Here is a 20,503-nt window from a genome sequence, read left to right as displayed (position 1 = left end):
ATCAGGAGAGAACAATGGCCAAAGCCTATTGGGTTGCCACCTATCGCGCGATCAAGGATCCCGATGCCATGGCGGCGTACGCCAAGGTGTCGCGCCAAGCCATCGAAGCGGCGGGTGGTCGCGTGATCGCGCGCGGGATGCCTGCTGCGGTCTTCGAACTCGGTCAGATGGAGCGCGTCGTTCTCATCGAGTTTGACAGCGTCGAGCGCGCCCAGGCGGCGTATGCGAGCCCGGCCTATCAGGCCGCTCACGACCTGCTCGGCGACGGCGCGGACCGCGATATCAGGATCGTCGAAGCCGCGGATTAGGTCAGCGCGCGGAGAGATCGTGTGCATCTTGTGGCAATCTCGTGCCGCGAGCGCGGCGGATGCAATGCGCGATCACAAAATACATTTCGCTGGAACATTCGTGCGCAGCACCTGTTCGGAGTTGAGCCAGGCGGACAAAGGCGCAGGGAACGCGCGCTCCCGTCCGGGCCAATGAAACCGGTGACAGAAACGGAGCAGCTCATGAAGCTCACAACCGAACAGGTGAAGCAGACCGTCAACCAACTCGGCGCTCAGGTGCTGCCCGACGAACATCCGGCCATGCCGCAGCTCAACAGCATGTTCGGCGAGCACACCTTCTTCGTCGATGAAACGGGCCTCAAGGTCCTCGAGCCCACGCCGTCGCTCGGTGCGGATCGCGAGAGCGGCGAAGTCGTCAGCCTCGCCGACTGGGGCGATTCCGACCTGACGCGCCTGATGGCGCACGAGCCCGAGCCGACCGGCGTGATCGTGGTGTTCGAGCACGTCAGGCATTGAGCGGCCGCGCGGGTCGACTTTCAGCGGTGGCGGGTCTGAAAGATCCCGCCACCGTCGGTCGCGCACAGCGCGGAAGGATGATTGCCTCGCTCAAATGCCCAATGTCAGCTGCGGCTCCGGCTCGCCGCCGGCCTGGAGGGCAGACAACGATACTCCAAGGAGTCTGACGCGCTTGGGCAGTGGCATCTCGGCTTCGAGCAGGCTGCAGGCCAGATGCTCCAGTTCGTTCCGCCCGGCAACGGCCGCTGCGACGGATCTGCTGCGCGTGATGATCTCGAAGTCGGCGAATTTGATCTTCAGGGTGACGGTCCGGCCCCGGTTGCCGGTCGCCTCGCAATGGCGCCAGACCTTGTCGACGAGAGGCTTGAGCTCGACGACCAACGCGCCATACGCGATGAGGTCGGTCGCGAACGTGTTCTCCGCGCCGATCGACTTGCGAATGCGGTCGGCCCGAACCGGCCGCTCGTCGACGCCGCGCGAGATCCAATAGTAATAGGCGCCCGACTTGCCGAAATTCGCATTCATGAACTCCAGCGACTGATTGCGGATGTCGAGGCCGGTGAACATGCCGAGCGCGTTCATCTTCGCGCTCGTCGCCGGGCCGATCCCGTGGAATTTGCCGACGGGCAGCGTCTCGACGAAGGCCGGCCCCGTTTCCGGCGAAATCACGAACTGACCGTTGGGCTTGCGATGGTCGGAGGCGAGCTTGGCCAGAAACTTGTTGTAGGAGATCCCTGCCGAGGCGTTGAGGCCCGTCTCGGCCTTGATCTTCTCGCGGATCCGCAGCGCGATGTCCCGCGCCAGCGGAATGCCTTGCAGGTTTTCGGTGACGTCGAGATACGCCTCGTCGAGCGACAACGGCTCGATGATGGGCGTATGCTCGGCAAAGATCTCGCGGATCTGCCTGGAGATCGCCTTGTAGACCTCGAAGCGCGGCCTGACGAAGATCAGATCGGGACATTGCCGCTTCGCCGTCACCGACGGCATCGCTGAGCGAACGCCGAACTTGCGGGCCTCGTAGCTCGCGGCCGCGACGACGCCGCGCTCCGCGGAGCCTCCCACCGCAACCGGCTTTCCGCGCAGCTCCGGATTGTCGCGCTGCTCCACCGACGCATAGAAGGCATCCATGTCGATATGGATGATCTTGCGCACGAGCGAGGCGTTGTTGGTGACAGTGTCGGAATCGCTCATGGAAAGATGATACAATTGGGCGGCGGGATGCGCGAGGTGAGGGATGCTTCAGTTATTGGTCTTCGTGGTGGGCGTGGTCGGCGTCGGCTGGCTGATCGGCGCGACGAATCCTCCGGGAGTATGGTATGCCGGCCTCGCCAAGCCGGGCTTCGTTCCGCCGAACTGGGCGTTCCCGGTGGCCTGGACCATCCTCTACATCATGATCGCAGTCGCAGGTTGGCGGACCTTTCGCCGTGACCCGTCGAGCAAGGCGATGCTGGTCTGGGCGACGCAACTGGTTCTGAACTTTGCCTGGTCTCCAGTGATGTTCACGATGCACCAGATCGGGGCTGCGCTCGTCATCCTCATTGGCCTGTTCGTGGCGATCGTGACTTATATCGGTATCCAGGCGTCACGTGACCGCTTGGCCGCCGCGTTGTTCCTGCCCTACGCGGCCTGGGTCGGTTTCGCCGGCGTACTCAACGCGGCGATCTGGCGATTGAATTGACCTTGTCTCGATCGAGCCTACCGTGAACGGTCAGCCATCGGATGACGGCCTGGTGGCGTCGCCTCCGACCAACTCCGGGCGAACGTCTCTACTGCATCTTTTGAACGTGGACACGCACATCTTGGCCCGGCTTGGCGAGTTGCAGTTGCTGGAGATGAGAGGTCTTGTCAGTTCCGTCCCGTCGAGGTGGCTTCAGTTCGGTTGCGATTGGCTGGAGAAAGTGGAGCCACTTGTCGGCCCCGAATGAACTCGAGAAGCTGGTCTGAGGCTCCCTCGCCAACACGCCGCGCGCCCGCGACGGTGAGGTGATTGACGTCCCAGTAGAGCCAGAGCCCGTCCACGGAGGTGGGGCATTCGGCCTCTCCGCACAAATAACGTTCCGGATAGAGGACAAAAAGCTGGTCCGCATAGTGGCTCCGAATGTCCTCGAGCATAGCGTGGAACTCGCGATTGTCGGCCTGCACGCGATCGAGAGGTACAGATGGACAAGGTTTGCCCGGCGCATGCCAGAGCGGCCCGGGCGCGAAGCGGGACATCAAGCTGCGGCAGCCCGGCTCGACGCCGGGCGCGATGATCAGGAAACGCCGTCCGCTGCCGCCCAGGTCACGGATCGTATTCTCGATGCCGGCCCGCCAGTTCTGCAACGCCGGAGCTTTGACTTCCGGCGCGAGCTCGTTGCTGATCGAGTCGCCGTAAGTCATCCAGGATTGACTGAGCACCACTGCCGCCTGGCTCCGCTTGATCGCGGCGAGGTAGCTATCGCGCTGGCGCTTGCAGTCCTGCGAGCCGTCGAAATCAGTCCGCACGAGGCCGGCCAGCAACGGACAACCCTCGGCCGTATACGCCTCTCCCCGGATCGCGGCGCGCTTTGCCACCGGATCCAGCGCTGCGACATAATGCTCGGCAAAGGAGTCGCCGAGCAGTTGCAAGCCGACCGGATCGCTCAACGAGCCGAAAGCACACTTCGACTGCGCGCTCTTGGCGCAGGGCCAAAATCCGAACCGCTGTAGATCGGCGAGCTCACGGGCCTGCGCCGGAAGCCGCCATGGCCAGCCATCCTGGCGATTGGCTACGAAAGCAACGGTGGCGAGCGAGACGATCATCGCGGCGGCAGGGCAGGCAACCCGCAGCAATGACGAGCGACCCTCGCGATACGGCGTTTCGATCCGCCGATACATGAGCTCGGCAAGTGTCATCGCCAGGGCGAAGATCAGCACTTTCGCCGTGGCCGACTTGGCGTCATCGCCTATGATGTAGCTTGCGTAGACGATCAGCGGCCAGTGTACGAGGTAGAGCGAATAAGAAACCAGCCCGATCCGGGCAGACAGCGGATTGGTCAGAAGAGGCGAGAGGGCGTGGCGGTCGCCCGCCAAGATCACGCTGGCCGCACCCAGGCAGGGGATGAGGGCATTCACGCCGGGGAAGGGGGTTGCACTATCAAAGCTGACGATCGCGTAACCGATCAAAGCCAGTCCGGCGGCAGCCAGCAGCGAGCGCGCCGCGACCGAGAGGGCCAGCCTTTGCTCCGCGAAGATGATGAGCGATCCGATCGCAAACTCGAAGGCGCGGCTGGTTGGCAGGTAAAATGCACCGGAGCTGTCGGTTGCGAGCATCGCCTGCGACCAGCCAAGCGAAAGAACTGCGCTGCCGAGAATGAGCAGAGGCAGCGCGCCCCCGAGCAATCTGCGTCCCAGCAGGATAAACACGGGCCACAGGAGATAGAATTGCTCCTCGACGGCCAGCGACCAGAAATGCAGCACGGGGCTTGGATCGGCGGAGCTCGCAAAGTACGCGTGGCTGCCGCGCCAGAAGTAGAAGTTCGAGACCGAGCCCAGCGTTGCCACGACGTCTTGAGCCAGGCCCTTGAAAAGCTCCGGAGAGAACCAGAGGGCTCCGATGGCCATGGTGCCGATGATGGTGACGATGGCTGCGGGAAAGAGGCGCCGGATGCGCCGTTCGTAAAACCGTTGGACCGAAAACTCCCCGCGATCAGCCTCGCTGAGGATGATCCGCGAGATCAGATAGCCCGACACGACGAAAAACAGGTCAACGCCGACAAAGCCGCCGCTGAACGGCGGAACGTCCAGGTGATAGAGGAAAACACTCAGGACGGAGATCGCCCGTAGCCCGTCAATGTCGCGCCGATGAGAGAGCTTTGTGACCAACTGCATGCCGAACCCGTTGACGCCGGATCGTCCCGGACCAATCCGCGCGCTCGCATTCGCATTAGCTTGCCGGCATGCTTTCCTCAACTGCCGTCGGTGCAGTCACGCCAACCCTGCCTGCGATCGAATACGTCTTCTCGCTGGCGGCTCCATCGTTCATGCCACATGCCTGGATCGCGTTTGCCGATGTGCTCCACGCGGTGATCCGGCGTTTTCGGCTCCCGACGTCGCGCGCTAGCTGCTCCAGAAGGAATCATTTGGAAGGAGCTTGCCGCCTCGCAGGCTTGTGAGTGGCAAGCATGACCGCGGGGCCCAATATGAGCCTGCGGAGGACAGCCAATGCAATACAGCTCCGAGCTCGTTCAAACGATGCGCCAAGCCCTGGAAACCGTGATGGCGAGCGTGCCGGCCCATCAGTCGGTGTTCGGTCTGAAAGCGGCCGTCGCCGAATGCATCCTGAACGCCGCCGCACACGGCCAAACGTCATATGACGGACTGGTGACCTCGGCTTCCGATCAGATCCAGGCGATTATCGCGATGCTGACATAGGCGCCGGTGCGAAAACGGCGACAAGGCTGGCGCACCCGACACGATTCGAACGTGTGACCTTTGCCTTCGGAGGGCAACGCTCTATCCAGCTGAGCTACGGGTGCAGTCAAGGTTCATTTAGCCGATTGGCGAGAGGGGGGCAACCGCTTCTCGCCTATCGTGCGTGAGCTGATTTGCGCTGGACAGGCGCCGGAACCGCTGCGGCCTCCCGGCCGAGGGCGGCGAATTCGGCCAGCACCCTTTCGGCGCAGATGACGCGGTTGCGGCCGAGGCGTTTGGCGACATAGAGCGCCTCGTCGGCCGCCCCGAGGAGTCGGTCGGGGCCGCCATCGGCTCCGCCGGGAATGTGGCTGGCGACGCCGACGCTGAGGGTGACGTGATCGCCGGCGCCCGCGGCGCCGTGGGCGATCGCCAAGGCCATGACGGCGCAGCGGATCTCGTCGGCGATCACGCAGGCGCTGTCGCAATCCATGTCCGGCAGGATCAGCGCGAACTCTTCCCCGCCGTAGCGGCTGGCAAGATCGAGCGGACGCACGGCATGCCGGCTGACGGTGGCGGCGACCGCGCGCAGGCATTCGTCGCCGGTCTGGTGGCCGTGCCGGTCGTTGAACAGCTTGAAATGGTCGACGTCGACGAACAGCAGCGCCAGCGGCTTCTGCGTGCGCTGGGCGCGGGCCCATTCGTTCATCAGCATCTGGTCGAAGGCGCGGCGGTTCGACAGGCCGGTCAGGCCGTCCTTGGTGGCGAGCTCCTTCAGCGCCATCTCGGCGCGCTTCTGGTCGGTGAGATCGCGCAGCGTCTCCACCACCGCGATCAATTTGCCGGCCTCGTCGTGAATCGGGCCCGCGTCGATGGCAAGGTAGAGCTGGCTGCCGAGCTTCGGCATCACACACCAGTTCTCCGCGGAAAAGCCGAGCCCGTTATGGCCGCGCGCGGCATATTCCGAATAGAATTCCGGCAGCTGTTCGGGCCGGTCGAGCGCGACGAGGTCGGCAAGACAGGGGCGCCTGGTCTCGTAGAAGGCCTGCCAGTGCTTGTTGGTGCCGATCACCTCCGACGCGGCGACGCCCGTCAGCCGCTCGCAGGCTCTGTTCCAGATCACGACGCGGCGCTTCGGGTCGATCACGAAGGTCGGCACCACCAGGTGCTGCATCAGCCGGACGGCATAGGAATCCGCGACGTCGACTGTCTTCGTGGGGTTCTTGCGCGACTTCACCATCACGCCACCGCCGCCACCGGCACGGCACTGCCGGAGCCGAACAGTTTCCGCACCTCGCTGGCCGGCTTCGGTGGGCTGAACAGATAGCCCTGCATCTGCGTGCAGCCGAGTGTGCGCAGCAGGTCGCGCTGCGCCTCGGTCTCGACCCCTTCGGCGACCGTGGTCATGTTGCTGGCGGCCGCGATGTTCACCACCGCCTGCACGATCACGGGTGCGCCGCTCTCCTCCGCGATGTCGGCGACGAAGCAGCGGTCGATCTTGATCTTGTCGAACGGGAAACGCTTGAGATAGCTGAGCGAGGAGTAGCCGGTGCCGAAATCGTCGAGTGCGATGCGCACGCCGATCGAGCGGAGCTGATGCAGGATCGAGAGCGCAGCCTCGTCGTCGCGGATCAGCACGGCCTCGGTGATCTCGAGCTCGAGCCGGCGCGGGTCCAGCCCGGAGGCGGCGAGTGCGCCCGCGATCCGCAGCGCCAGCGTGTCGCATTTGAGCTGCACCGGCGAGACGTTCACTGCGACACGCACATGCGCCGGCCAGGTCGCGGCCTCGTTGCAGGCCATACGCAGCACCCAGTCGCCGAGCTCGTTGATCAGACCGGTATCCTCGGCGACCGGAATGAACTCCGCCGGCGACACCATGCCGCGCTCGGGATGCCGCCAGCGCAGCAGCGCTTCGCAACCCGAAACCTCGCCGGAACGCAGATCCACCAGCGGCTGATAGTGAATCTCGAAGCCGCCGTCGACCAGCGCCTGGCGCAGGTCCTGCTCCATGGACAGGCGCGCCTTGGCGCTCGCATCCATCGCCGGCTCGAAGAAGCGGTGGGTGCGGCGCCCTTCGGCCTTGGCACCGTACATCGCGAGGTCGGCATTCTTGATGAGCTGATCGAGATCGGAGCCGTCCTGCGGCGCCAGCGCGATCCCGATGCTCGCGTCGGTGGAGAGCTGATGGCCGAAGCAATGATAGGGCTGCCGGATCGCCTGGTAGATCCGCGTCACGAACGCCACCACGTCGGCCGAGGACTGGATTCCGGTCTGGATGACCGCGAACTCGTCGCCGCCAAGCCGCGCGATCAGGTCGCCTTCCGTCAGGCAGCCGCGCAGACGGCCGGCGATGGCCTTGAGCAGCTCGTCGCCGACATGGTGGCCGAGCGAATCGTTGATGCCCTTGAATTCGTCGACATCGATGTAGAGCAGCGCAAACTGGCAGCCATCGGCGGCCCGCGCCAGCTGGCGTTCGATCTGCTCGCGGAACAGCGTGCGGTTCGGCAGGTCGGTCAGCGCATCGTAATGCGCCATGTGTGCGATCTTCTCGTCGGCGCGCCGCCGCTCCGTGACGTCCTCCACGACGTTGATGATGTAGCGGGGTTCGCCGGACTTGTCGCGGATGCCGATCCTCCGCGACGTGATGTAGCGCCGCCCGATGGTCGGGGTGTTCCAGCTATGCTCGTCCAGGAACAGGCCGTCCGGCGATTGCAACAGCCTGTCGTCGTCCCGGGTGATGATGCCGGCCTCGTCTGTCGGATAAAGGTCGAACGCGGTCTTGCCGACGATCGTTTCCGGGGTGACGCCGAGCTGCTCCTCGGCCACGTGGTTGGCGAGAAGGTAGCGCCGCGTGCGCGCGTCCTTCACGGTAATCCGCGACGGGATGTGATCGATGATCTCCCGGAGGAAGGTGTGGTTGCGGTCGCGCTCCTGCTCCAGGCTGCGGCGCTCGGTGATGTCCTCGATGGTGGCGACCCATCCGCCCTGCGCGAGCGGCGTATTGATGACCTGGAAGGCGCGACCGTCGGCCAATTGATGAATTCTCGTGGAGACCGTGCCTTCGGCGACGATCCGCATGACATCGGCGCAGAATTCCTCGACATCACCGTCGAACGCGCGACGCTCCTTGCGATGGTACATCGCCTCGCGGATGTGGCAGCCGGGCTTGATGACGTCGTGGGACAGGCCGAACATCTCCGCATAGCGGCGGTTACAGGTGACGATGTAGCCGGCGGCGTCGTACAGGATCAGTCCCTGCGACATGTTGTTGAGGGCTGTGTCGAGCCGCCGCCGCTCCGCCTCGATCCGTTCCTGGGCTTCGCGGTTCTGCCGGTTGATCTGGCGAATGATCAGGTAGAGGATCAACGCGATCACGACGGCCGAGAAACCCGCCGTAGCGACCATGAAGCCGGTCTGCTGTCGCCAGTCGGCCAGCGCGGCGCTGGTGATGTTGGTCGCGACGATGACGAGCGGAAAATGCGTCAATGTCGTTGCCGAGCCCAGCCGCTCCTCGCCGTCGACGGGGCTCCTGACGCGCAGCGTGTGCTGACCGCCGTTGGCCAGCACCTTCTGCATCAGCGGCGCATCCTTGAAGCTTCGTCCGATCATCTCTTCCAGATGCGGATAGCGCGCCAGCATCTTGCCTTCGCGATCGAACAGCGAGATCGCCGTACCCTCGGCAAGCGCCACGGATGCGAAATAATGCTGGTAGCTGGCCGGATCGATCCGGCGGACCATTGCGCCGAGGAATGTGCCGTCGGGGCCGGTCAGCCGCCGCGCGACGACCGTGGTCCATTTGCCGATGATGAAGCTGCGGACGGATTCCAGGATGACCGGCTCGCCGGTCGGATTGGATTTGAAGGCTTGGAAATAGGCGCGCGAGGAAACGTTGATCTTGGGCAACGGCTGGGCCCGCGACCAGTTGATCAACTCGCCCTCCGCGTCATAGATCGCGATGTCGCCGAGATAGGACACCGAGCTGATCTTGCTGCGCAGCATCTGGTTCGTCGCGGATCCCGACATGCGCTCGCGGAATATCGCAGGCGAGGTGATCTCCGGCAGGTTCATCTGCCCGATCACATCAGCGGCGACGACGTCGGAGTCTTCGAATTGCTGGTCAAAGTGCCGTGCGATCAGCTGTACCGTGTTTTCCAGCTCACGTTCACGATTGGCGAGGGTCCGCTCGCGGAATTCGCCGATGGCCATGGCGGTCACGATGAAGATTCCCGCGACCAGCACCACGCCGCACAGGGTCAGCCACAGGACCGGACCACGCCGAATCGCCGCCCTCCAGCCGCTGTTCGCGGCTAGGGACATTCCGGCTGCAATCCGCGCAAAGACCTGGCGCATTCCCCCTCCCTGGAGGAACACGAATACACCGCACAAATGGCCTAAACCTTAGGAAAGCCAGTTACCTAAGCCTTAATCCGGTTGCGCAGTCCCATTCGCATGCAGCGGAGCGGGAATCGCGTCACGGTTGTGCCGCGCGCATAGTGACCGCTGCGCTGCATCATTACCCGGGGGTTAATGCGAGCTGCCGCCGCCCTTGGCACCGGTCGGGTTGCGCAGCCGTCCGACCACGCCGGTCGGAAAGAAGTAGACGCTGGCGATGAAGAGCAGCCCGAGCCACAGCAGCCAGCGGTCGGGATGCAACAGCCCCGGCAGCAGCGGCAGGCCGGCTTCCGACGCCGCCGTGGAGGCGACCCCCATCAGCGACTGCAAATAGTTCTGGGCGAGGATGAAGATGCTGGCGCCGATGATCGCGCCGTAGATCGTGCCCATGCCGCCGATCACGACCATCAGCAGGATGTCCAGCATGATCGAGAAGCTGAGCGAGGTATCGGGACCGGCATAGCGTAACCACAGTGCGTTCAGGATGCCGGCGCCGGCAGCGACCAGCGCGGCGAGGCAATTGGCGTAGGTCAAGTGGAACACCGTGCGGAAACCGAGCGCCTCGGCGCGAAACCGGTTCTCGCGGATGGCCTGCAGCACGCGCCCGAACGGCGAGTTCACGACGCGCAGCAAAGCGAGGATCATCAGGGCCGAGACGGCGAACACCAGGTAGAAGGTCAGGATGCGGCCGTTGACCTCGAAGCCGAACAGGTTTTTCGAGATCAGCACGGTGCCGGGGCGCAGCAGCTCCGGCAGCTGGAAGCTGCGCCCGTCCTCACCGCCGGTCAGCCAGGAGAACTGCGAGGCCAGGACCTGGAAGGCGGAGGCAACCGCGAGCGTGATCATGGCGAAGAAGATCGCGGCGACGCGCAGAGAAAAGAGCCCGATGGCGAGCGCGAGCAGAGCTGCGAGCGGCAGTCCGACGACGATGCCGGTCGCGACCGCGGACCAATTGGGCCCCATTCCGTACAGCGCGATGGCGATCGCGTAGCTGCCGATGCCGTAGAACATGGTGTGGGCGAACGAGACCGAGCCGGTGTAACCGAGCAGCAGGTCATAGGAGGCGACCAGCGCGGCGAAGACGCAGATCTTGGCTGCGACGTTCAGTGCCTTGGCGCCCGGGAACAGGAACGGCGTCGCCGCCAGCGCCAGGATGATGACGACGAGAACGAGCGTGAGGATGCGGCTGCGCGGCGGGTCGCCGGAGAGGATCATCATCGGCTGGTCACCGCATAGAGGCCGCGCGGCCGCCACATCAGAATGGCGACCATCAGCAGGATGTTGGAGACGAGGGCGAGCTTCGGCACCAGGAAGCCGCCGTAATTGGCGACCATGGCCACGAGGATCGCACCGATGAAGCAGCCGCCGATCGACCCGAGTCCGCCGATGATGACGACGATGAAGATCAGGACGGTGAGGTCGTCGCTCATGGAGGCGTGAACCTGCTCGCGATAGAGCGCCCACATCACGCCGCCGAGGCCGGCCAGCGCCGATCCCGTCATGAACACGCCGAGGAACAGGCGGCGGATGCGATAGCCGAGCGCCTCGACCATTTCGCGGTTCTCGACGCCGGCGCGGATCAAGAGGCCGAGCTTGCTGCGGTTGAGCACGAGCTGGATCGCGATGAAGATGCCAAGGCCGATCAGCATCGCCAGCACGCGGTATTTCGCGATCGCGACGTCGCCGAGGATGAAGGAGCCGCGCAGCGAGGTCGGCAGCGGCATCGGGATGATCTGCGGCCCCCACAGCGCATAGAGCGTCTGTTCGGCGACGATCAGGCCGCCGGTCGTCATCAGGATCTGCTTCAGATGCTGGCCGTAGACGGGCAGGATCAGCACGCGCTCGACGACCAGGCCGAGCGCGCCGGATACCGCCATTGAGAGCAGCGCGGCCGGGGCGAGCACCGCGAGGTTCATCCAGAGCGAGTCGGCCTGGATGGAGGCCGCGAACGGCGCCAGCACCAGGGTCGCGACATAGGCGCCGACGGCGATGAAGGCGCCGTGGCCGAAATTGAGCACGTCCATCAGGCCGAACACCAGCGTGAGGCCCGAGGCCATGATGAAGATCATCATGCCCATGGCGAGACTCGCGACGGTCAGCGTCAGCCAGGAGCTGGTTGATCCAATCAGCGGGATCATGAGCAGGGCGAGCGCGATCGGCAGCAGGATCGGCGCGATGTCGCGTTTCGGCTTCGGCAGGGGATCGGTTGCGGCAAGTTCAGTCACTGATGTGTCTCCAGGCTCAGGCCGAGAAGCCGCTCCTGCAACGGCACGTCGGCGGCGAGCGCCGCCATTTCTCCGCGATGAACGATAGTGCCGTTGTCCATCACCAGCACGTTGTCGCCGAGCTCGCGGGCGGCAAAGAAGTTCTGTTCGACCATGAGGATGGTCGCGCCCTTGCGCTTGATCTCCTTCAGGCACTCGATCAGCGCCATCACGATCGCGGGCGCGAGGCCCTTCGTCGGCTCGTCGATCAGCAAGAGCTTGCGCGGCTCGATGATGGCGCGCGCGATCGAGAGCATCTGCTTCTGTCCGCCCGAGAGGCTTCCGGCGCGCGACAGCCAGAAGCGGCGCAGCGCCGGGAAGAAGCCGAAGATCCACTCGAGCTGGGTGTCGTCGAGCGGGCCGTCGCGCGCCGCCAGCACCAGATTCTCCTTCACCGTGAGGTCGGAAAACACCGCCATGCTCTCCGGGACGTAGCCGACGCCGAGCCGGGCGATGTCGGGCGTGGCGAGGCTCTCGATGCGCATCCCGGCGAGGCTGATCTCGCCGTGCGAGGCCTGCCACAGCCCCATGATGGTACGCAGCGTCGTCGTCTTGCCGGCGCCGTTACGGCCGAGCAGCATCGTGACCTGTCCCTGCGGGACCGCGAGGTCGATGCCCTGGAGGATGTGATAGCGGCCGATATGGGTGTGCACGCCGGAGAGCTTGAGCAGGTCGGTCATGCGATGCTCTCCGCGCTCTTGGGGGCGACGCCGAGATAGGCCTCCTGCACGATCGGAGAGGCGATCACCTCGGCAGGCGGCCCGTCCGCAACGAGTTGCCCGTTATGCAGGACGATGATGCGGTCGGCGAGCGAGCGCACCACGTCCATCTTGTGCTCGACCAGAAGGATGATCTTGCTCCTGTCCTGCTTGAGCTGCGCAATGAGGTTGAGGACCACAGGCACCTCGTCGATGCTCATGCCCGCGGTCGGCTCGTCGAACATGAAGACCTCCGGCTCCAGCGCGATCATCAGCGCCACTTCGAGCTTGCGCTGATCGCCATGTGACAGCGCTGTCGCGGCAACGCCGCGGCGGCTGCCGAGCGCGACCTGGTCGAGGATGGCATCGGCGCGTGCGATCAGGTCGCGGCGCACCGTCCAGGGCCGCAGCATGTCGTAGTGCGTGCCGTTTGCCGCCTGCACCGCAAGGCGAACGTTCTCTTCCACGGTGAGATTCGGAAAGAGATTGGTGAGCTGGAACGCGCGCCCGAGACCCGCACGGGTCCGCATCGGCGCGGAGTGCTGGGTAATGTCGGTGCCGCCGAACAGGATACTGCCGTTCGAGGCGCGCAGCTGGCCCGAGATCAGATTGAAGTAGGTGGTCTTGCCGGCGCCGTTCGGCCCGACGATCGCGGTGAGCTCGCCCGGGCGGAACGTGCAGGTGACGTTGTTGACCGCGACATGGCCGCCGAAGCGGATGGTGAGGTCGCGGGTTTCGAGGGTCAGCGTCATTGAGAATCTACAAATGATGAAACGGAATCCATCCGCGAGTCACGCAGCCCTCCCTCCCCCGCTTGCGGGGGAGGGAGGGGAGAGGGTGCTTCCGCGATGGGATAATCTCCCAAGAGGAGAAGTCCTCTCCCGGCCTCTCCCGCAAGCGGGAGAGGTGAAGCAAGGAAGGTCAGCGCTTGTTGCGGACGGGAACGTCCATGTCCTCGATCTTCAGCTCGCGCACCGGCTCGAGCACGGCCCAGGCGACGTTCGGATCAACCTTGACCTTGAAGTGATACATGCTCTGCAGCGCCTGATGATCTTCCTTGCGGAACACCATCTTGCCCTTCGGCGTGTCGAACTCCAGGCCCTCCATGGCCGTGATCAGCTTCTCGGTGTCGGTCGACTTCGCCTTGGTGACGGCGGCGACGACGGACATCGCGGCAGCAAAGCCGCCCGCGGTGAAGAAGTCCGGCGGCGCGTTGAAGCGCTTCTGGTGCTCGGCGACCAGCCAGTCGTTCACCGGGTTCTTCGGGATATCGTAGAAATAATAGGTCGCGCCTTCCATGCCGGGGAGGCCCTTATAGGCGGCGAGCGCCGGCAGGATGTTGCCGCCGGTGGAGAGCTCGATGCCGTAGCGCTTCGGGTCCATGTCCTGGAGCTTGGCCAGCGGATTGCCGGCGCCGGCCCAGATCACCCAGATCACCTTGCGGCCGGGCTTGTCCTTCAGCGCGTCGAACAGGCGCTGGCCGACCGCGGTGAAGTCGGTGGTCGAGGTCGGGGCATATTCTTCGGCGGCGAGCGTCGCGCCGGTCTTGGCGAGCGCCTCCTTGAAGGCTGCGACGCCATCGCGGCCGAACGCATAATCCTGCGCCAGGGTCGCGACGGTGACGCCCTGCTTGCCGATGGCGACGGCGTTCGAGATCGCGTCCTGTGACGAGTTGCGTCCGGTGCGGAAGATGTAGCGGTTCCACTTCTCGCCGGTAATCTGATCCGCGACCGCGGGCTCGACGATCAGGATTTTCTTGTTCTCCTCGGCGACCGGGAGAATGGCGAGGGCCGCTGCCGACGAAGTCGTGCCGATCGCGATGTCGGCCTTGTCGTCCTGATAGGCTTCGGCGAGCGCGGCCTTCGAAAGGTCCGGCTTGCCCTGATCGTCCTTGGTGATGATGACGATCTTGCGACCGTCGAGCGTCATCGTGCCTTTGGTGGCGTATTCGAAGCCCATCTTCAGGCCGGTTTCGGTCTGCTTGGCATAGGCCTCGAGCGGACCGGTCTTGCCGTAGATCAGCGCGACCTTGAGATCGTCGGCCCGTGCGGACGTGCTCGCGGCGAGCGCGAGGACGGTTGTTGTTATGATGAATGATCGACGCACGATGGTCCCTCCTGATTTAAAGTTTCTCGGCAACAGCGATTTGCACAACACTACGAACATTGCAATTGAACCTTCCGGCCGAGCGTGCCGGCCTTTCGAACATGCATCATTTTTGAGCGAGCCGCGCGTTGCCGGCTCCTTCGGCCTGACGCCGATCCGACTGCGCCTCCTCCGCGCTTTCGAAAATATGCGGTGCGACGCCGCGCCTCTCCAGGGCTTCGCCGAGCTTGATGCGCAGGAAGCCCGACGTGGTGTAGCGCGAGACACCGGAATAGAAGCGATCGACGAGGTTGCGCACCATGGCCGAATAATCGTCCATCAGTTCCGGCAGGATGGAAAAATTGTCATAATTGACGATGGCGTAGACCCGGCGGCCGAGCGGTGCGAGCCTGGCCTCGACGATATCGGCGATGGCGTCGATCTCGGCCCTGCTGCGCAGCGGGTAGCGTTCGAGATTGACGAAGAACAGGTTCTGCTGCTCGTCCAGCGTGAAGCGCTGGTCGAGCGGAATGGTGAGCAGGCGCTCGCGCAAATCCATCAGACCTTCGCCGAAGATGCGCGCATCCATCAAGGCGGGATCGCGTGGGATCAAGGGCTTGAAATCCATCAGGCGTAAAATGTCGCGCTCGATATCGATGCCGGGCGCGACTTCGGTGAGTTCGAGCCCGCCGGGACGCAGCTCGAATACGCAGCGCTCGGTGACGTAGAGCGTGCGCTGCTGGCGCGCTGCCGCGAGCGGGCCGCTGAAGGTGACGTGCTCGACGCTGTCCACGAATTTGCGCGACCTGGCTTCGTCGAGAATGACGAGCTTGCCGCCGTTCACTGCGATGCGTTGCTTGCCCGCGCCGAAGGTGCCGACGAAGATGACCTCCTTGGCGCTCTGGCTGATGTTGATGAAGCCGCCGGCGCCCGCGAGCTTCGGCCCGAACTTGCTGACATTGAGGTTGCCGGCACGATCGACCTGGGCGAGCCCGAGAAAGGCCGCATCGAGACCGCCGCCGTCGTAGAAGTCGAACTGATAGGGCTGGTCGATCACCGCCTGCGTGTTGATCGCCGCGCCGAAATCGATGCCGCTCGCCGGGATGCCGCCGATCACGCCCGGCTCCGCCGTCAGCGTGATGAGATCGATGATTCGCTCCTCATTGGCCACGGAGGCAATGCCCTCCGGCATGCCGATGCCGAGATTGACGACGCTGTTTGCCTTCAGCTCGAGGGCGGCGCGACGGGCGACGATCTTGCGCTCGCTGACCGGCATCACCGGCAGCGAGGCGGCGCGGACACGGATCTCGCTCGAATAGGCCGGATTGTATTGCGTGCCGAAGGTCTGCCAGTGGTTCTCGGGCCTCGCCACCACGACGCAGTCGACGAGGATACCGGGAATCTTGACCTGACGCGGATTGAGGCTGCCGGCCTCGGCCACGCGTTCGACCTGGGCGATGACGATGCCGCCGGAATTATGCGCCGCCATGGCGATGGCGAGCGCCTCGAGCGTCAAAGCCTCCTTCTCCATGGTGAGGTTGCCGTCGGGATCGCCGGTGGTGGCGCGGATGATCCCGACCTGAATCGGGAACGTCTTGTAGAGCAGGCAGTCCTCGTCGCCGATCCTGATCAGCTCCACCAGGTCCTCGGTGGTGCGCGCGTTCAGCTTGCCGCCTCCGTGCCGCGGGTCGACGAAGGTGCCCATGCCAACGCGGGTGAGATGGCCCGGCCGGTGCGCGGCGATGTCGCGGAACAGATGCGTGATGACGCCCTGCGGCAGGTTATAAGCCTCGATCTGGCCTGCGATCGCGAGTTGCTGCAGTTTCGGCGCAAGCCCCCAATGTCCCCCGATCACGCGCCGGACCAGGCCCTCATGCGCGAGATGATTGAGGCCGCGATCTTGGCCGTCACCCTGGCCCGCCGCATAGACCAGCGTCAGGTTGCGCGGCTTGCCCTGCGCATAGGGCGCATCTCCCTCGTGGGAGAGATAAAGCTCCTCCAGCGCGATCGCGATCTCCTCGGCAAAGCCGATGCCGACGAAGCCGCCGGTCGCCACCGTGTCGCCGTCGCGGATCAGCATCACCGCTTCGGCCGCCGTGACGACCTTGCCTTTCTCGGAGTTGCGCAAATAGGGCAGAGCTGGGTGATGGCTCACCGCGAACCTCCCGATCGCTTCGACTGTATGCCGATCTTGTCGTGCATCGATCCTATCGCGAGGAGCCGCGCCGGGACAGCTTGTCCTCGTGCTGGACAATATGAGCAGGGCATTCGGCCCGGAGCTAATTTGCGTGTTTCGGTGGCGTGACGTGCGAGGGCTGCCTCGCTGGAAGCTGATGGACCGCGATCGCTTCACTCATGTTGCGTCCTCCCCGTTGCGAATGCGCATGTGCAGCACGCGTCATTGTGCAAAGCGAAGAGCAAGGTCCGCGCCAGATGCGGAGGGTTTGCGCAAACTGGCGGAAAACACGGCATTTTCTGAAACAGGCACCGGAAGACCGAGGAGATGCCGTGTCCGGAATCCGAGACTCCGGACGGGCCCGTGTCTCGAAACTCAGACGGAGGCTGGCCCCGAGGCGAGGCTGAACTTGGCGAGCTTCTTGTAGAAGGTCGCACGCGAGATCCGCAGCATCCTGGCTGCCTCGGTGATCTGACCATTGCTGGCGGCGAGCGCCTGTTCGAGCGTTTGCCTCTCGAACTCGGCCTCGGCCTCGGCATAGGGCACCACCAGCCCTGCGGGGCGCTCGGGCGTCGCGGTTCTGATCTCGGTGCCGACGGGAAGGATGCGCGCGACATCCTCGCCGGTCAGCCGGCCGGAATCGCTGAGAATCAGCGCCCGCTCCAGGATGTTGCGGAGCTCGCGAACGTTGCCCGGCCAGTCGTAGCGTGCGAGCGCGGCCAGCGCGCTCGGCGTGATCCTGGCACTGACATAGTCGCCGGAGGCGCTGATGTCCTCGAGCAGCCGGGCGCAGATGTCAGGAAGATCCTCCAGGCAGTGGCGCAGCGGCGGCAGGTCGATCGCGAGCACGTTCAGCCGGTAATAGAGATCGGGCCGGAACGCGCCGTCGCTGACACGCTTGCGCAAATCCACATTGGTCGCGGCGACCACGCGCACGTCAACCTTGGAGATCTTGTCCGAGCCGAGCGGCTCGATCTCGCGCTCCTGCAGCACGCGCAGCAGCTTGGCCTGCAATTGCAGCGGCATCTCGCCGATCTCGTCGAGGAACAGCGTGCCGCCGTCGGCGATGCGGAACTTGCCTTCGCGTCCCCTGCGGTCGGCGCCGGTAAAGGCGCCCGGCGCCGTTCCGAAGAACTCCGACTCGATCAGCGTGTCGGGTATGGCGGCGACGTTGACGCTGACGAACGGCTTCTCTGCGCGGGTGGAAGCACTGTGGATCGCCTGCGCGAGCATCTCCTTGCCCGTTCCGGTCTCGCCGGTGAGGAGCACCGTGACGCTCTGCCGCGCGGCGCGGCTTGCGAGCTGCTTGGCCTGCGCGATTCCCGGCGTGGTGCCGACGTAATCGGCGAAAGTGAAACGTGCGGCGCGGGTGTTCGACAATTGCCGCCGCGCAAGCCGCAGGTCGCTTTCGAGCTGGGCGACGCGGGCCAACAGGGGTTTGAGGCTTTCGAGGTGGTCATAGAGCACGAAGCCGATCGCGCCGATCACCGTTCCGTTCTCGTCCTCGATCGGCATGCGGGTGACGACGAGCTGCTCGCCACCGAGCTCCATGATGTCGAGCAGGATCGGCTCGCCGGTCTCGGCCACCTTGCGCATCAGGCTGTTGGGGATGACCTCCTCGATCGGCCGGCCGATGGCCTCGCTGACGCGCTTGAGGCCGAGCGCGGCGAGATATTTTTCGTTGACGTAGACGACCCGTCCGCCGCGGTTGATCGCGATCGCGCCCTCGCAGAGCTTCTCCAGCCGCTCGAACAGCGTCTCCATCGCGCGCGCACGGAGATAGGCGGGATCGCTGATCGAGGCGGAAGCGGACATGACATGCCTTGCGGGAGGTCCGCCCGTGTATTAGCAAAAGGCCAGCAATTTCAAAGCGGGAAATGGGGGCGGCCACTTGCTGATCTATCCCCCGTCACCCTGAGGTGGCCACTTCTTCAGCGGCCCTCGAACGATGACGGAACGCAGAATCCCGGACTTCTTTACCGCCGATAACCGTTCGCGCGCGAATAGCCCTGGCGGTTGTGCTGTGTCGGGCGGCTCGCGACGTTTGCCCGCGCCTCGCTGGAGAGCGGCGTTGCGAGCTTCAGCTCCTCCAGGAAGATCGGTCGGGAGAAGTAATAGCCCTGCGCGTAGCGGATCTTGGTTGCGGCCTGGAGATAAGCGAGTTCCTCGTAGGATTCGAGGCCTTCGGCAATCACGGTCATGCCTAGCGCTTCGCTCAAGGACTCGATCGCGCGCAGGATGCCCTGGCTGCGCGGGCGCTTATGAATGTCGGTGATGAAGGAGCGGTCGATCTTGATCTCGTCGGCGGTGATGTCGGCCAGTGCCGAGAGCGAGGAATAGCCTGTGCCGAAATCGTCGATCGAGATGCCGACGCCGAGCTTGCGGAACATCGGCAGGATCTCGTCCTGGAAATGATTCTTGGCGACGAAAGCGTCTTCCGTCACCTCGATCATGAAACGCTGCGGAAAGCCGGTGTCGTCCAGCGCTCGCGCGAAGCTGCGCATGAATTCGGGATTGCCGGCCTGCTTGGCGGCGACGTTGATGCTGATGGTGGCTTCCGCGCCGAACGTCTCGTTGATCAAATCGATCGACTTGACGATCTCGGCGAGCACGAGGTGAGTGAGCTCGTCGATCAGGCCGAGCTCGCCGGCGAGATTGATGAACGAGCCGGGCGCCTGGATCACGCCTTCGTCGTCGCGCAGGCGCACCAGGGCCTCGATACCCTTCACGGCCCGGGTGCGGATGTCGACCTTGGACTGGAAGGCGCAGCAGAAGCGCTTCTCCAGGATGGCGAGCCGCAGCGACTGCTCGACCTTCATCCGCGCCTGCGCCTCGCGCTCCATGCTCGCGTCGAAGAAGGCGGCGAGTCCCTTGCCGTTGTTCTTGATGCGGTACATCGCGATGTCGGCGTTCTGGCGCAGCGTCTCGAAACTGCTTCCGTGATCGGGATAGAGGCTGATGCCGACGGAGGTGGAGGCGAAGACCTCCGAATTGTCGATGAAGAACGGTGCCGTCAGCCGCTCCAGCGTCGACTGCATGAATTCGGCGACCTCCTCCTGGCTCTGGATCGGTGAGAGCAGCAGCAAAAATTCGTCGCCGGAGATGCGCGACAGCATGTCGGAATCACGCAGGTCGCGGCCGAGCCGCTTCGACAGCTCGACCAGCAGCGCATCGCCGACCGCGTGGCCGTAATAGTCGTTGATGTGCTTGAAATTGTCGACGTCGAGGAAGGCCAGCGCGAAGCGCTCGCCGGCGCGATTTTCCGTGAGCAGATTGTTGACGCGATGTTCGATCACGCGCCGCGAGGGCAGTCCGGTCAACTCGTCAAAATAGGCCGAGCGGAAGAGCTGGTCCTCGAAATTCTTCTGCTCGGTGATGTCGGAAGATGCCGAGATCAGGAGCTCGCGTCCGGCGAGGCGAACGGGACGATGCGTCGTGAGCAGCACCTGGCGCGCAGCGCCGCCGTGAAGCGCCTCTTCGGTGACGACAGGCTGGCCGGCACTGAAAGCCTTGCGGCAGGCTTCGCGACGCGTCGCCAGATCGGGTGAGGGGCGGCTGCCGTCCATGCCGAGCTGCGCGGCCGCGGCGTCGTTAACCAGCAGAATCTCGCCATGCGCGTCCTGTACGGTCAGGCCGGCCGGCAGCATTCTAACGATTTCCTTGAGAAAACCGAGCTCGGCTTCATTCGCGCCGGAATATCTGTTGTCGTTCATA

16 protein-coding genes and 1 tRNA gene are annotated in these 20,503 nt (G+C 64.4%); 4 read left to right on the top strand and 13 right to left on the bottom strand.

The annotated features are described in order from the left end of the window. Window positions 1-14 precede the first annotated feature (14 nt). On the top strand, window positions 15-308 hold the full coding sequence (locus tag ACFDR6_RS05140; protein ID WP_212083591.1) for a DUF1330 domain-containing protein: 294 nt from the start codon (window positions 15-17) through the stop codon (window positions 306-308). Between the two features lie 201 nt (window positions 309-509). Then, window positions 510-803: a hypothetical protein gene (locus tag ACFDR6_RS05135; RefSeq protein WP_212083593.1), complete on the top strand. Its 294-nt coding sequence runs from the start codon at window positions 510-512 to the stop codon at window positions 801-803. A gap of 90 nt (window positions 804-893) precedes the next feature. Here the strand turns inward: ACFDR6_RS05135 and dinB are convergent, their stop codons facing one another. Next, window positions 894-1,994, bottom strand: a complete 1,101-nt coding sequence (gene dinB / locus ACFDR6_RS05130; protein ID WP_375857643.1) for a DNA polymerase IV — start codon at window positions 1,992-1,994, stop codon at window positions 894-896. A gap of 43 nt (window positions 1,995-2,037) precedes the next feature. Here dinB and ACFDR6_RS05125 point away from each other — a divergent pair, with 43 nt between their 5' ends. Continuing rightward, window positions 2,038-2,481 carry a TspO/MBR family protein gene (locus tag ACFDR6_RS05125; protein WP_212083605.1) on the top strand — a complete coding sequence of 148 codons (444 nt, stop codon included), beginning with the start codon at window positions 2,038-2,040 and terminating at the stop codon, window positions 2,479-2,481. Window positions 2,482-2,648: 167 nt separating this feature from the next. Here the strand turns inward: ACFDR6_RS05125 and ACFDR6_RS05120 are convergent, their stop codons facing one another. Continuing rightward, on the bottom strand, window positions 2,649-4,652 hold the full coding sequence (locus ACFDR6_RS05120) for an acyltransferase family protein (RefSeq protein WP_375857641.1): 2,004 nt from the start codon (window positions 4,650-4,652) through the stop codon (window positions 2,649-2,651). A gap of 333 nt (window positions 4,653-4,985) precedes the next feature. Here ACFDR6_RS05120 and ACFDR6_RS05115 point away from each other — a divergent pair, with 333 nt between their 5' ends. After that, window positions 4,986-5,195 carry a hypothetical protein gene (locus tag ACFDR6_RS05115; protein ID WP_375857640.1) on the top strand — a complete coding sequence of 70 codons (210 nt, stop codon included), beginning with the start codon at window positions 4,986-4,988 and terminating at the stop codon, window positions 5,193-5,195. Between the two features lie 27 nt (window positions 5,196-5,222). Here ACFDR6_RS05115 and ACFDR6_RS05110 read toward each other — a convergent pair. From ACFDR6_RS05110 to ACFDR6_RS05060, 11 genes are all read right to left on the bottom strand, one after another. Continuing rightward, a tRNA-Arg gene (locus ACFDR6_RS05110) sits at window positions 5,223-5,299 on the bottom strand. A 50-nt stretch (window positions 5,300-5,349) separates the two neighbouring features. Beyond that, window positions 5,350-6,414 carry a sensor domain-containing diguanylate cyclase gene (locus tag ACFDR6_RS05105; protein WP_375857639.1) on the bottom strand — a complete coding sequence of 355 codons (1,065 nt, stop codon included), beginning with the start codon at window positions 6,412-6,414 and terminating at the stop codon, window positions 5,350-5,352. Further along, window positions 6,414-9,524, bottom strand: a complete 3,111-nt coding sequence (locus tag ACFDR6_RS05100; RefSeq protein ID WP_375857637.1) for a bifunctional diguanylate cyclase/phosphodiesterase — start codon at window positions 9,522-9,524, stop codon at window positions 6,414-6,416. Before ACFDR6_RS05100 ends, ACFDR6_RS05105 begins: the two co-directional genes overlap by 1 nt. A 174-nt stretch (window positions 9,525-9,698) precedes the next feature. Then, window positions 9,699-10,784 (bottom strand): branched-chain amino acid ABC transporter permease, encoded by a 1,086-nt coding sequence (locus tag ACFDR6_RS05095; RefSeq protein WP_317241610.1) that lies wholly within the window; start codon window positions 10,782-10,784, stop codon window positions 9,699-9,701. After that, window positions 10,781-11,791, bottom strand: coding sequence for a branched-chain amino acid ABC transporter permease (locus tag ACFDR6_RS05090; RefSeq protein WP_375857635.1), 1,011 nt, complete (start codon window positions 11,789-11,791; stop codon window positions 10,781-10,783). The genes ACFDR6_RS05095 and ACFDR6_RS05090 overlap by 4 nt, the downstream gene beginning before the upstream one ends. Continuing rightward, window positions 11,788-12,510 (bottom strand): branched-chain amino acid ABC transporter ATP-binding protein, encoded by a 723-nt coding sequence (locus ACFDR6_RS05085; RefSeq protein ID WP_212083621.1) that lies wholly within the window; start codon window positions 12,508-12,510, stop codon window positions 11,788-11,790. The genes ACFDR6_RS05090 and ACFDR6_RS05085 overlap by 4 nt, the downstream gene beginning before the upstream one ends. Beyond that, window positions 12,507-13,280 carry an ABC transporter ATP-binding protein gene (locus tag ACFDR6_RS05080; RefSeq protein ID WP_375857634.1) on the bottom strand — a complete coding sequence of 258 codons (774 nt, stop codon included), beginning with the start codon at window positions 13,278-13,280 and terminating at the stop codon, window positions 12,507-12,509. The genes ACFDR6_RS05085 and ACFDR6_RS05080 overlap by 4 nt, the downstream gene beginning before the upstream one ends. Window positions 13,281-13,449: 169 nt before the next feature. Continuing rightward, a complete protein-coding gene (locus ACFDR6_RS05075; protein WP_212083625.1) occupies window positions 13,450-14,634 on the bottom strand; it encodes a substrate-binding domain-containing protein in 1,185 nt (394 codons plus the stop codon). A gap of 106 nt (window positions 14,635-14,740) precedes the next feature. Next, a complete protein-coding gene (locus ACFDR6_RS05070) occupies window positions 14,741-16,768 on the bottom strand; it encodes an acyl CoA:acetate/3-ketoacid CoA transferase (RefSeq protein WP_375857633.1) in 2,028 nt (675 codons plus the stop codon). A 396-nt stretch (window positions 16,769-17,164) separates the two neighbouring features. Then, window positions 17,165-18,604: a sigma-54 interaction domain-containing protein gene (locus ACFDR6_RS05065; RefSeq protein WP_375857631.1), complete on the bottom strand. Its 1,440-nt coding sequence runs from the start codon at window positions 18,602-18,604 to the stop codon at window positions 17,165-17,167. A 161-nt stretch (window positions 18,605-18,765) separates the two neighbouring features. Continuing rightward, window positions 18,766-20,502 (bottom strand): putative bifunctional diguanylate cyclase/phosphodiesterase, encoded by a 1,737-nt coding sequence (locus tag ACFDR6_RS05060; protein WP_375857630.1) that lies wholly within the window; start codon window positions 20,500-20,502, stop codon window positions 18,766-18,768. Between the last annotated feature and the right edge of the window lies 1 nt (window position 20,503).

The sequence above is a fragment of the Bradyrhizobium tunisiense genome, from assembly GCF_042263385.1.
GTDB classification, from domain to species: domain Bacteria; phylum Pseudomonadota; class Alphaproteobacteria; order Rhizobiales; family Xanthobacteraceae; genus Bradyrhizobium; species Bradyrhizobium tunisiense.
The sequence above is the reverse complement of the archived record's forward strand: the minus strand, read 5'-3'. Positions and strand labels throughout refer to the sequence as shown.

Bases quoted from the DNA above. Each gene is read 5' to 3' on its own strand.
- ACFDR6_RS05140 (WP_212083591.1), top strand. From the start codon at position 15: ATGGCCAAAGCCTATTGGGTTGCCACCTATCGCGCGATCAAGGATCCC.
- ACFDR6_RS05135 (WP_212083593.1), top strand. From the start codon at position 510: ATGAAGCTCACAACCGAACAGGTGAAGCAGACCGTCAACCAACTCGGC.
- dinB (WP_375857643.1), bottom strand. From the start codon at position 1,994: ATGAGCGATTCCGACACTGTCACCAACAACGCCTCGCTCGTGCGCAAG.
- ACFDR6_RS05125 (WP_212083605.1), top strand. From the start codon at position 2,038: ATGCTTCAGTTATTGGTCTTCGTGGTGGGCGTGGTCGGCGTCGGCTGG.
- ACFDR6_RS05120 (WP_375857641.1), bottom strand. From the start codon at position 4,652: ATGCAGTTGGTCACAAAGCTCTCTCATCGGCGCGACATTGACGGGCTA.
- ACFDR6_RS05115 (WP_375857640.1), top strand. From the start codon at position 4,986: ATGCAATACAGCTCCGAGCTCGTTCAAACGATGCGCCAAGCCCTGGAA.
- ACFDR6_RS05105 (WP_375857639.1), bottom strand. From the start codon at position 6,414: ATGGTGAAGTCGCGCAAGAACCCCACGAAGACAGTCGACGTCGCGGAT.
- ACFDR6_RS05100 (WP_375857637.1), bottom strand. From the start codon at position 9,524: ATGCGCCAGGTCTTTGCGCGGATTGCAGCCGGAATGTCCCTAGCCGCG.
- ACFDR6_RS05095 (WP_317241610.1), bottom strand. From the start codon at position 10,784: ATGATGATCCTCTCCGGCGACCCGCCGCGCAGCCGCATCCTCACGCTC.
- ACFDR6_RS05085 (WP_212083621.1), bottom strand. From the start codon at position 12,510: ATGACCGACCTGCTCAAGCTCTCCGGCGTGCACACCCATATCGGCCGC.
- ACFDR6_RS05080 (WP_375857634.1), bottom strand. From the start codon at position 13,280: ATGACGCTGACCCTCGAAACCCGCGACCTCACCATCCGCTTCGGCGGC.
- ACFDR6_RS05065 (WP_375857631.1), bottom strand. From the start codon at position 18,604: ATGTCCGCTTCCGCCTCGATCAGCGATCCCGCCTATCTCCGTGCGCGC.
- ACFDR6_RS05060 (WP_375857630.1), bottom strand. From the start codon at position 20,502: ATGAACGACAACAGATATTCCGGCGCGAATGAAGCCGAGCTCGGTTTT.